The sequence below is a fragment of the Tardiphaga sp. genome (genome assembly GCF_041424195.1).
GTDB lineage: Bacteria > Pseudomonadota > Alphaproteobacteria > Rhizobiales > Xanthobacteraceae > Tardiphaga.
This window is the reverse complement of sequence record NZ_JBGMOE010000074.1, coordinates 1-11,246: the sequence shown is the minus strand read 5'-3', so window position 1 is coordinate 11,246 and position 11,246 is coordinate 1. Positions and strand designations below refer to the sequence as shown.

Genomic DNA, 11,246 nt, shown 5'->3' with positions numbered 1-11,246 from the left:
GGGGACGCGCTCAACAGCCACGCGAGCGTAGCGGGCAGGATCATAAATGAGCGGCGCGACATCATCGGCAGACCATATCACGCGAGGTCAAAAATTCACCAGCGCCTTTGTTCGCGATGCAAAATTCACAAGTTCCGCGTCGCCACGAACTGTCGGAAATCTGCACCTTTGCCGATGCAATAATCTGATGAGGATCGAAGCGGGATTCACAGCCCGTTCTATGTATGATAATGTCCTTTATCATATACTTTAAGGCGGCAGGATGCGAGAAGTTCGGGGGATCGCCCACCGAAAGGCAAACTTCGGGGTTTTACCCACCAATGGCAGATTCGGGGTTTTACCCACCAGGATGCAAGTTCGGGGTTTTAGGAACAATCAGGGCGGATTCGGGGGATCAGGAACACCTATGGCCGCAATCGAATGCCGCAGCCTCTGACCATGAGCCAGCTCGCTCCCCTGCCCTCGCCCACGCTGGCGCTGCCGGCGCTGATCGCGTCGGCCGACGATCGCGCGCAACTGCGCTTCTTGGAGTTCTTCGCCGTCACCATTCGGAACCCGCATACCCGCCGCGCCTATGCGCGCGCGGCCGGCGACTTCCTGGCCTGGTGTGAGGCGCGGGGCGTGGCATCGCTCGCCGGCGTGCAGCCGCTCCATGTCGCCGCCTGGATTGAGGTGTTGGGGCGCGAGGTCGCGCCGCCTAGCATCAAGCAGCAGCTTGCCGGCGTGCGCCACCTGTTCGACTGGCTGGTGACGGGCCAGATTGTGCCGGTGAACCCGGCGGCGTCGGTGCGCGGGCCGGCGCACAGCGTCCGGCGCGGTAAGACGCCGGTGCTGGCTCCCGACGAGGCGCGGCGGCTGCTCGATACGATCGATGTCACGACGCCGGCGGGCCTGCGCGACCGCGCCCTGATCGGGTTGATGGTCTATTCGTTCGCGCGCGTCGGCGCGGCGCTGGCTTGCCGTGTCGAGGACGTGTTCGTGCAGAACCGGCGGTTGCGGGTCCGACTGCATGAGAAGGGCGGCAAGCGCCACGAAATGCCGTGTCACCATAACCTTGAGGAGTATCTGACCGCCTATATCGACGGGTGCGAACTGCGCGATGATCGCAAGGGACCGCTGTTCCGCACGATCGGGCGCGGCACCGGGCGGCTAAGCGACACCCCCCTGCCCCAAGCCAGTGCGTTCCAGATGGTACGCCGGCGCGCCGCGGCCGCCGAGATCGAGACGGCGATCGGCAACCACTCGTTCCGCGCCACCGGGATCACCGCCTATCTGAAAAACGGCGGGACACTGGAACGTGCGGCGACGATGGCGAATCATGCGTCCACCCGCACCACCCAGCTCTACGATCGCCGAGCCGACGATGTGACGCTCGACGAGGTAGAGCGGGTGCTGATCTAGCTCTAAGCTCCGGCGACCGAGTGGTCAGGCAGGCTCGACGCTCAGCTCAACCCCCGCAAGGTGGGCAGAGCACATCGCTTACGGTGCGATGATCGCCAGACCAGGCGAGGGCGTAGCGATGACGACGGCGTGGCGCTGCTTGGTCATTTCCGGCGGCAGCGAGATCGGACCGCTTGCCAGCGGATAAGTGCCGGGCTGGCGAGGATCGGGGCCGAACTCGCACAGCAGCACGTCGCCGGGATTGACGATGATAGGGTAACCGACATCGCCCAAGTGATGCTCGCCCGGCAGCGCGCCGGCATCGGATTCGAGGCGACCCTGCAAATCCGCAACAAGGTGCTCTCAGCCTACAAGGACATCATGAGCATGGCGTTGTGAGAGGTATGAAGCGGCGTTCGGGGGGAGCGCAAGTGAGTCTTCAGGACGTTGTGCGCTGATCACCGGACGCCCTCTTTCTTGTACAAAGCCAGAACACTACCGTTCCCAGTGCGATTACGCCGCCGGTGATTACGAAGGCGTCAGCGGTTGAATGAGCGATAAGCCCCAGAGTAAGCATGAAAGCGATGGCAGGAATTGTGAGCTTTCCCGGCAAGGTGAATTGTCGTTCCTCGGTGGCGATCGTTCGTTCGATGATCGGCAGGGACGCGATGCACAAGGCGTAGGTCAGCAGCCGAACAACCGTGCTGAGCGTGGCAAGCCACACAAATTGCTGACCGACAGCCAATACCATGCTGAAAGCGCCACAGAAGACGATTGCGTTGACCGGAGCATGTGTTCGCTCGTTCACGACGCCAAACCAAGCCGGTAGGCTGCCATCGCGCGCGAGAGCGAATGTGAGCCGTGGTGCAGTCAGCAACGACGTCAGGCTCCCCCCGCCGATCGAAAAGACGGCTCCCAGCGCCAGCACCAGCGCACCAAAAGGTCCTACGAGTCGCCGTGCGACCTCAGCGAGTGGGGCCTCGCTGGTGCCAAGATCGGGTCCAACCGAAACGGCCACGAGCTGGATCAATGTGTAGCAGAGGGCGATCGCCGCCACCGTGCCTACCAAGGCCTTGGGGATGGCGGTGCGTGCATCCCGGGTTTCGCCAGCGGCAATCAAGCTGAACTCGAAGCCGATGAAGGCGTACATCATAACGAGCATTGTCTGTCCGAGCGCTCCAGGCCCGACGAGGTCGGCGCCGACCACCAAGCCCCACTGCACCGAAGGCAGGCCGATCACAATCAGCAGCAGCAGCGGCAAGAGCTTGAAGACGCTGATCACGTAGACAGCCGCCATGCCCGAGCGCACGCCTTTTGCATTGAGGATGGTCGCAATGGAGATGTACCCGACGATCGCGGCTTGGCGTGGAATGCCAGATTCAAGAGAAGGCAAGATCGGGACGGCATAGCTGACGATGAGGTTTGCACTCGCAGCGATTGCAGCGACCCGGCTTACATAGATGAGAAGCCCCGTCTGGAAGCCGACAAACCTGCCGAAAGCATGAGTCGTGTAGACGATAGGGCCGCCAGTAATGTCGAAAAAGCTCGCGGCCCTGGCCAGTGTGAGAGCGACCGTCAGGATCAGGATTCCGCAAAGGACGAATATCCAGGGGCTGAAGTATCCTGCCTTCATGATCGCTATCGCCGGCAGCGCAAAAATCCCGGAGCCGATCACCCCGTTCATTGCGATCGTAGCGACGCCTACTTTCCCGATATCGCGTCGCAGAAGGGAGTCTGAGCTTGCCGGGGTCACTTGGCTTGTTCCGTACCGGGCAGGTCCTTGTACCCGTTTGACGTCGCGATGAGGACGACCGAAGCGCCGGGCGGTATTGTTCCGTCGTTTGTCAGCGCCTCCAGCCCGGTCAGGGTCGCGGCCGAAGACAATTCGGCATAGCAGCCGTGACCGGCGAGACGAAGTCGGTCGCGGGCAACACTTGCTTCATCCACCACGACTGCGCCTCCCCGGGTTGCCCGGATTGCCGCAATAGCCTGGTAGGTGACCGTAGAGCCCCCGATGGAAAAGAGACTGGTCGTTCCCTGGTATGAGTCGGTCACGGCCTCGCCGCTTAGCACCTTTGCAATTCTTGGGTACGGCTCGATGGCGAATAGCCGTGGAAGCGACTTGATCAGCCCCAAGGTTCGCAGCTGCCTGAACCCTTCGTAAAGGCCCCAAAGGAGGTCACCTCTCGAAGTCGGCACGAGCAGCACATCGAGGTTGGCCGGACCGACATCCTCGAAAAGCTCGAAGGCGAGCGCCTTCAGCCCATCGACGCCGAAGTGGTTGCTGCCGACCGGCGGATGAAGATAGTTCGTCGCGGGGAACCATCCCTGCTTCCTCGTTAGCTCTTCGACCAGTCTCCATCTCTCCAGGGCGTGTTCCACCATGACGAGCTCGGCCCCGGTTATTGCGATGGCTTGGCGGTGAATCGGCGACAATGCTGAGGTCGAGACAATGCGACAGCAAAGGCCGGCCGCTGCCGCATAAAGTGCCAGCGATGCCCCCCCGTTACCACTTGAGGCCGCCACAATGTCCTTCGCACCTATGTCGAGCGCGCGCGTGACGGTAAGACAGCTTACCCGGTCTTTATGAGATCCGCTCGGGTTCTGGCCTTCGTTCTTGATGAAGAGCGCCCCCGCCCCCGCCTCTTCTGCCAAGAACGGGAAGCTTACGCAGGGTGTCCCTCCCTCGCCTAGCGAAACCCAGGATTCGTAAGGCATCCAGTCTGCATAGCGAGCCATGCCCCGTTGATGCGTATCGCTCAGAGTGTCTGGCCAGCGATCGAACACCGATCTGATAGACGATGGCTGACCATTGCGAAGGCATGCGGGGCAACCCTCGAAATAATCTGCGACCACGAAGGGCTTGCTGCACCGGATGCAAGAAAATCCCGAAAGCCTTGCGTTCAGCGCATGGCCGGGTGCCGCTCGGGCGATTGTCTGTGGATCTGTCCTGCTCACCTTCGGCTCGCTCCTCAGGCTATGCGCAGTCACGCGCCGCCCTAAGCCGGGCGAATGCGTCTTCCAGGTCGCAAATTAAGTCCGCGACGGATTCGAGTCCCGCGTGCACGCGAACCAGTGCTCCCTCCTCGACGACCGAGCAGTTGCGCACGGGTGGGGGCCAGGCTGGAACCATGAGGCTTTCGAACCCGCCCCAGCTCGCCCCAAGCTTGAACAGCTTCAGCCCGTTGAAGAAGGCGGCGCTTTCGGCAGCCGACATCGGATCGAGCAGGACGCCGAACAACCCGGAGGCACCATCGAAGTCGCGACGCCAGATAGCATGGCCCGGGTCAGACGGTAACGCGGGATACAGCACCCGGCGCACCTCCGGCTGTTTCGCGAACCAGCCAGTCAGTTCGAGTGCGGTTCGCTGATGTCGATCGAGCCGGACATCAAGCGTGCGGAGGCCCCGATGGACGAGGTAGCAGTCGTCCGGGCTCACTGAGTTGCCCCAGCGGGCGGCCGTGTCCTTCAGCTGCTTGTAAACCTCCTCGGTTGCCGCCGTTATCGAACCTAGCATGACATCGGAATGGCCGGACAGGTACTTGGTCGCGGCGGCGATCGAAATATCCACCCCATGTTCGATGGGCCGGAATAGCATCGGCGTCGCCCAGGTGTTGTCGAGTGCAGTGATAATCCCCCTTGCACGCGCGACCGTCGTAACTGCTCTAACCTCGGGCAGTTCGAACGTCAGCGATCCCGGCGATTCAAGAAAGATCATCCGCGTATTGGGTTGAACGAGCGCGCCTATCCCGTCGCCGATGTCATGTGGGAAATAGGAGACATGGACTCCGTAGTTCGCGAGAGTCTCTTCGCAAAAGCGCCGCGTCGATCGATATGCGGTGTCGATAACCAGGAGATGGTCTCCTGCCTTGAGAAATGCGGCCAAGCTCAACGTGATCGCCGCCGTCCCAGACGAAGTGATCACGGCTTGGTAACCGCGCTCCAGCTCAGTAATTGCCGAGGCAAGAGCGTAGGTCGTCTCGGTTCCATAAAGGCCGTAGATTACCCCATCATAGAGTCGGGAATGGCGGCTGAGATACTCCTCAACGGTACTGTACACGATCGTCGACGCCCGATGCACGGGCGGGTTGAGCAGACCAGCACCGCGTGCGGAGGGAGAGGTCGAACGGAGGAGCGTCGTCGTGCGCGACACTTCACGGGCCTCCTCCCGGCCGCCCGGCGGATCGAATGAAAAATTAGTCACTGTTAATGGTTTCCGATCGATCTGGTATCAGCGTTGACATGGCTTGAGTGACGTTCAGGCTGCGCCGGCCGGGCTCGGTTATGCACCCACCGAAGCAGAGCACCGGGGTGGCGTTTGCGCTGCAATGACTTCCACGTTGCGTTGGCAAAATCGGGAAGCAATGCGTAGCGTGACAACCCCTTGCGTCTGAGAGCGAGGAACGGGCAAAAGTGAGAAAGGCATGATAACGGATGAACCTGCGTCAGCTTGAGGCATTCGCCGCGGTCATGAAGTCGGGGTCGATCAGCCGCGCGGCCCAGACGCTGCATCTTTCTCAACCCGCGGTAAGCAAGAGCATCGCGGAGTTGGAGCATGCTCTCGGCTTCCGCTTGTTCCTTCGTACCAAAGGTGCTGCGCTTGGCATCACCCCTGAGGCGGAAGCATTCCACTTCGAGGTCGAGCGCAGCTTCATGGGGGTCGAGGCCCTCAAGCGTGCGGCCCGCGACATCCGTAACATGACAAGCGGCAGCTTGCGGATCGCGGCATTGCCTGCCCTTGGAGTGAGTTTCCTCCCTGCCGTCATCCACGAATTTCAGCAGGCGCATCCGGGTGTCCTCGTGCAGCTTCAGACCCGAAGCTCGGAAACAGTGCGCCAGTGGATCGCCAACCAGCAGTTCGAGATTGGGCTCGCTACGCGCGCGCGCGAAATGCCGGGCATTCAGACGGAGCGGTTCCTGCGTTGCGCGGGTGCGTGCGTGCTGCCGCCAGGGCACCGCCTGGCAGATCGAGAGGTCGTAACCCCCCGCGACCTTGATGGTGAGAACTTCGTGTCGCTTGCCGCCGAAGACCCGACGCGGCGCCGTGTCGACCGGGCGTTTGAGGATGTAGGCGCCGAGCCGCGCGTGGTTGTCGAGACGCAATACGCGATGACCATCTGCGCCCTTGTTCGCCAGGGTGTCGGCTGCTCTATCCTCAATCCGGTAACCGCGTTCGACTACATTGCGCACGGGCTGATCGTCCGTCCCTTCCGGCCGCAGATCGAATTTGAGTACATGCTATTTACTCCAACGCTACGTCCTAGCTCACAGACTGCGCAGCGCTTCATTGAGTTCATGATTGGCAAGCGAGACCGGATGATCGCAGAAGGTCTCTTCCTGACCGCTGAGTAGTATCGCGTCGGCGTTCTACACGTACGAATGTGAATCCTAGAACTTGGCCGTGCCCCGCACGTACCAGAATCCGCCGTTGAAGCCGATTGGAGAGAAACGAAGATACTTGATGCCGTTCGCGGTTTGCGAGGCACGGTTCTCCCGGTCTGGATAGTTGTTCAAGATATTCTCGCCGCCAACCGCTATCCTGAAAATATCATTGACCCTGTAGCGGAGTTCGAGGTCAGCCAGCACCTCCGCTCTACCTGTCTGATCGTTGGCGAGGTTTCCGCCGTAATCCGTCCAATTGCCGTAGTAGGTAGCGACTGCGGTCAGGCCGAGACGGCCACCCTCATAATTGAAGGAGGCATTGCCTTTCCACTGGGGCACGAACCGTTCCAGTTCAAGCAATCGCTCTCGATCGCTCGCGATCACGCTTGATGCCCGCAGCACCTTGGTGTTCGTATAGTTGGCGTTTAGGCCAAATGTCGCCCGGCCAGCGCCAAGGTCAAATCGGTAGGTCGCGACGGCGTCGAAGCCCTGATTTCGGCTGTCGAACGAATTGGTGAAGAAACTGACCTGCTGGAAGGAGTCGCCACCTGGAATGCCGAGCGCGCCAAGCTGGGTTCGCTGTGCCTGCGTCAGGTTGAAATTGCCCGACAATGCGATGCGGTCTCTCACCTTGATGTTGAAATAATCTATCGTCACGGTCAGGCGCGATGTCGGGGTGAGCACCAGCCCGGCGGCGATATTGAATGACTTCTCGGGCTTGAGCGGTGCCGCGCCGAAGAACTGCGCCACGGGGTTGTTCGGTCCGATGATGCCGGCCGTAAGTGGTGCGCCGGTAACGGAGTCGATATTCGTCTGCACCTGCGAGGCGTTCGCCTGGCCAGGCGTGGGTGCGCGGAAACCGGTGTTGACCGAGCCGCGTACCGCAATTGCCTTGGAGAAATTGAGGCGGCCGTTGGCTTTCCAGGTGAAAGTCGATCCAAAGTCTGAGAACTTTTCGTACCTCCCGGCGAGCCCGAAGGTAAACAGCTTCGAGACGTCACCTTCGAGCGCGGTATAAGCGGCCCAGTTGCTCCGCGAGAAGGTTCCCGCCTGTATCGGCGAGAAACCTGGAAACCCGTTGGATCCGACCGGCAGGCCGGTCCGCTGACCGGTGTCAGGGTCGATGACGGAGGCGTATGGGCCGACCTGCCAGGACGCGATATCGCCTGCGGTGATCTCATAGGTTTCCCGTCGGTACTCCAATCCGCCAGCGAGGCTGAGCGGGGAAGCGAAGCCGACGTCAACAGGATACGTTGTATCGAAATTGAAGTTGAGTTCGCGCTGCTGGAGTTTGCCGGCATTGAAATTTGTGGGAGATGACAGTCCCAGCGACGGATTGACGGTATTGTTGATGCGGTATTGCGCCGTATTCGTGCCATAGGATGCGCTGACGTCGTAGGTCAGATCGCCGATGAGATTGCCCTTCAGACCGCTCACGAGCGATGCATCGCGGATGGTAGCACCGAAATCAGGCGAGAAGCCGCCGGGGTACTGACTGCGGAAACTAAACCGCGGGCCCCCACGCTGACTTGTGAGCGGAATGCTGGTGGCGATGAAAGTAGTGTTGGGGTTTCGGTAAAAGAATGCTGTCGTGCCGCTGCTCCAGCTATAGTTGCCGAACAGATAAGCCTTTGTGCCGCCGCCAAGATCAAGCCCGGCGTTCAGGAACATGCGCGCCGCCTCGGCGTCGGGATTTCCCCAGCGCTGAGCTGGCACGGGAACACCCGGCACGCCAGCATTGATCAGAGCTTGGGCATCGGGGCGCTGGTTCTGACGCGAAGTCTGATTGCTGTTGGTATATTCTCCGCTGACATTGACGAAGCCGGCAGCGGTCAAGGGCAGGCCAACATTGCCTTGTACCAGTACGTCCTGGCCGTCACCAGCGTAGAACTGGCCGTAGCGGGCGATCAGCGTGCCGCCGCTCGCCTCCTCACGAAGCCTGAAGTTCAGAACGCCCGCAATCGCGTCCGACCCGTAGTTAGCTGACGCGCCGTCGCGCAAAACCTCAAGCTGGCCGATCGCGATCGACGGGATGGCGGCTAGATCAGGCCCCTGTGACCCGCGTATATAGGGAATGTTGGTGAACTGCACCGTTGCGCCCCGATGGCGGCGCTTGCCATTCACAAGCACCAGCGTCTCATCGGGTGGCAAATTGCGCAGCGAGAACGGTCGCGTGAAGGCGGCGCCGTCATTCGTGACGAACCGCTGAACGTTGAACGAGGGCACCTGCTCCCGAAGGATGTCGTTCACGTCCGAGCTGCCCTGGTTCAACAATTGCGCCGAGCTGATGATGTCGATGGGCGTGGGTGAGTCCGCAGCTCGTAGGTCATTCCGGCGGGTTCCCGTTACGACAATGTCGCTCTGTGGGTCGGGTGCTCGAGTGTCCGGAGCGGGCGTATTAGAGGTTTCGTCCGGCGCCGTCTGGGCCATGGCCGTGCCATTGAGATGGTAACCCGCAATGACGATTGCCAACGCTAGTCGTGAAGCCCGAGTTGCGTGATGGCTGCGGCGTGGCATGTAACTTCCCCCTACTTGCACTTACGGCAATGAGTTGTGCAGGGCCGACGATCACAGACGTCCGGAAAATCCGCTACATATTTATTACGGGATATACGGTATTTCGATAAGGTAATAACGAAACGTTATGACTATCGCTCATCTTTTGAAAGCGGTCTTTGCAAGAGATCAGAAATCGGCGGCAACTTTTGCGTCGTTCCGACCGGCGTCATCACCGTCAGGCCGGTTCTCGCACCCGAACATCGGTAAGAGCGACGCCCCGGGACGTGTCCGTCCCGCGACGCCGAGTTCGCGCACGGCGCTTGGTGATCCAGACCGCTAGGCCGGCGATGGGGCCGGCCGAAATCAAGCGCGCCAAGGCGATGCTCGCCGACCCGACCGTCACCGTCGAGGAGGTCGCGCAGCAGATCGGCGTGCAGCCATCCACGCTCTACCGGCACATACCGGGCGGGCGTAGCTCGCTAGGCCAGCCGGTATAGCAGATGAGGCCGTCCTGATCGGGGCGGCCGTGTTGTTTGTCCCACCCACCCGTCCCTGGGGGCCGGGCCTGCGGCCCGGCCGGGCGTGGCGCACTGTTCAAGCGAGCAGGTTGCCAACGCTTACACGTGAACGTGTTCACACGTTCACAGGCCCAGGTGTCATAGGTTCTGTGTGTCATCGCAATCATCCATTAAGACGCGCGCATCATCCCCTTGACCGTGTTGTGAGAAATAACTACAGCGTCGGGGCATGAATCGAAAGGCCTTGCGTAACATCTCGTGGATCAAGGGCGCGCTCAAAGAGTTCGGCCGCTTTCCCGAGGACGCACAGGACCAGGCGACCGATGCCCTCACTGCGATCGCCGAAGGCGACACGCCGGAAATCGCCAAGCCCATGACTGGGTTGGGTTCGGGCATATGGGAACTGGCGATCAAGGAACGGGGAGACGCCTTCCGGGTGATCTACGCCCTCCAGCTCGATGACGACATTTGGGTGGTTCACGCCTTCCAGAAGAAGTCCAAGAGCGGGATCGCCACCCCGAAGCAGGAAATCGACTTGGTGCGCGAGCGCATCAAGCGTTTGAAGGAGGCGCTGCAATGACCGACGATGACGACTTCGAGCTGATCCGAGGCACCGGCAACGTCTATGCCGATCTTGGCATGAAGGAACCCGAACAGCGTCAGCTGCGGGCGATCCTGGCGGCCGAAATCAGCAAGACGCTGGCGACCGACAATCTGACCGTGCGGGCGGCCGAGAAGATCACCGGCGTCGCCGCGGCTGATTTTTCGCGCATCCGCCAAGCAAAGCTCAAGGGCTTCACCATCGACCGGTTGATGACGATCCTCGATCGGCTCAATCGCGACGTGCAGGTGTCCGTATCCGTGCTTCCGCGCAACGCAGACAGGCAAGCAGGGTTTCACCTTCACCCGGCCTGAAATGCTCGGTCAGACCATCGAGGAGGTGCGTTCCAAGTTCGACGACCTACCGCCGGCGGAGCTGGAAGCCCTTATTGACGAGGCTGTTTCGGCGACGCGGCGACCGCGAGGTTCGCGAACAGCAAATAGAGTCTGGCGCCTGCCGCTGCGCGGCACCGCCGCTCTCAGTCGCTTCGCTCCCCAAGCCCGCAAGCGGTCTTGGCCCTGCCGGGTTCCGATCGGCTGGCGGGGCGAGGATCCGCGCAGCGGATCGTCGCCTTGACCTAGACGCAAGATACGCCCACACGTGAACGTGTTCACAGGTCCACACGTTCACGTGTTCAGGGGTTCACATGAAGGTCATAACCGTCATCAGTCAGAAGGGTGGCGCAGGCAAAACGACGTTGGCGATCCACTTGGCCGCGGCCGGAGCGGGCGCGGGGCTTACCGCATTGATTCTGGACACCGACCCGCAGGCGACGGCGAGCCACTGGAGCGAGTGGCGCGGATCGTCGGACCTGGAGGTGGTCGATTGCGCCTCCCCTCCCCTCTTGCCCCGCAAGCTCCAGCAAG

Annotated in this window: 12 protein-coding genes; 7 read left to right on the top strand and 5 right to left on the bottom strand. The window is 61.2% G+C overall.

Annotated features, from left to right (window positions below; all coding sequences use genetic code 11):
* Nucleotides 1–438: 438 nt before the first annotated feature.
* On the top strand, nt 439–1,401 hold the full coding sequence (locus ACEK02_RS11900) for a tyrosine-type recombinase/integrase (RefSeq protein ID WP_371421915.1): 963 nt from the start codon (nt 439–441) through the stop codon (nt 1,399–1,401).
* A 78-nt stretch (nt 1,402–1,479) separates the two neighbouring features.
* On the opposite strand, the gene ACEK02_RS11895 is transcribed toward ACEK02_RS11900, so the two are convergent.
* Nucleotides 1,480–1,725, bottom strand: coding sequence for a hypothetical protein (locus ACEK02_RS11895; protein WP_371421917.1), 246 nt, complete (start codon nt 1,723–1,725; stop codon nt 1,480–1,482).
* Between ACEK02_RS11895 and ACEK02_RS11890 the strand changes: the two genes are divergently transcribed.
* Entirely contained in the window at nt 1,678–1,779 is a 102-nt protein-coding gene (locus tag ACEK02_RS11890; RefSeq protein WP_371421916.1) for a flagellar hook-basal body complex protein FliE, read from the top strand. The genes ACEK02_RS11895 and ACEK02_RS11890 overlap by 48 nt on opposite strands.
* A 40-nt stretch (nt 1,780–1,819) precedes the next feature.
* On the opposite strand, the gene ACEK02_RS11885 is transcribed toward ACEK02_RS11890, so the two are convergent.
* The 3 genes from ACEK02_RS11885 to metC all read right to left on the bottom strand — a co-directional run bounded on the left by ACEK02_RS11885 (nt 1,820) and on the right by metC (nt 5,584).
* Nucleotides 1,820–3,133: an APC family permease gene (locus tag ACEK02_RS11885; RefSeq protein WP_371421914.1), complete on the bottom strand. Its 1,314-nt coding sequence runs from the start codon at nt 3,131–3,133 to the stop codon at nt 1,820–1,822.
* The gene (locus ACEK02_RS11880; protein ID WP_371421913.1) at nt 3,130–4,119 is read right to left on the bottom strand and encodes a pyridoxal-phosphate dependent enzyme; all 990 of its coding nucleotides are present in this window, start codon (nt 4,117–4,119) and stop codon (nt 3,130–3,132) included. The genes ACEK02_RS11885 and ACEK02_RS11880 overlap by 4 nt, the downstream gene beginning before the upstream one ends.
* 238 nt (nt 4,120–4,357) lie before the next feature.
* The gene (gene metC, locus ACEK02_RS11875; protein ID WP_371421912.1) at nt 4,358–5,584 is read right to left on the bottom strand and encodes a cystathionine beta-lyase; all 1,227 of its coding nucleotides are present in this window, start codon (nt 5,582–5,584) and stop codon (nt 4,358–4,360) included.
* A gap of 230 nt (nt 5,585–5,814) precedes the next feature.
* Here metC and ACEK02_RS11870 point away from each other — a divergent pair, with 230 nt between their 5' ends.
* Nucleotides 5,815–6,732, top strand: a complete 918-nt coding sequence (locus ACEK02_RS11870; RefSeq protein WP_371421911.1) for a LysR family transcriptional regulator — start codon at nt 5,815–5,817, stop codon at nt 6,730–6,732.
* Between the two features lie 36 nt (nt 6,733–6,768).
* On the opposite strand, the gene ACEK02_RS11865 is transcribed toward ACEK02_RS11870, so the two are convergent.
* Complete coding sequence (locus ACEK02_RS11865; RefSeq protein WP_371421910.1) at nt 6,769–9,234, bottom strand: TonB-dependent receptor plug domain-containing protein; 2,466 nt, start codon at nt 9,232–9,234, stop codon at nt 6,769–6,771.
* Nucleotides 9,235–9,545: 311 nt separating this feature from the next.
* On the opposite strand from ACEK02_RS11865, the gene ACEK02_RS11860 reads away from it, so the two are divergent.
* From ACEK02_RS11860 to ACEK02_RS11845, 4 genes are all read left to right on the top strand, one after another.
* Nucleotides 9,546–9,758, top strand: coding sequence for a hypothetical protein (locus ACEK02_RS11860; RefSeq protein WP_371421909.1), 213 nt, complete (start codon nt 9,546–9,548; stop codon nt 9,756–9,758).
* 250 nt (nt 9,759–10,008) lie between these two features.
* Nucleotides 10,009–10,359, top strand: a complete 351-nt coding sequence (locus ACEK02_RS11855; protein ID WP_371421908.1) for a type II toxin-antitoxin system RelE/ParE family toxin — start codon at nt 10,009–10,011, stop codon at nt 10,357–10,359.
* Nucleotides 10,356–10,694 (top strand): helix-turn-helix domain-containing protein, encoded by a 339-nt coding sequence (locus ACEK02_RS11850; protein WP_371421907.1) that lies wholly within the window; start codon nt 10,356–10,358, stop codon nt 10,692–10,694. The genes ACEK02_RS11855 and ACEK02_RS11850 overlap by 4 nt, the downstream gene beginning before the upstream one ends.
* A gap of 332 nt (nt 10,695–11,026) precedes the next feature.
* Nucleotides 11,027–11,246: AAA family ATPase (locus tag ACEK02_RS11845; protein WP_371421906.1), on the top strand; the 220-nt coding region annotated here is incomplete at its 3' end.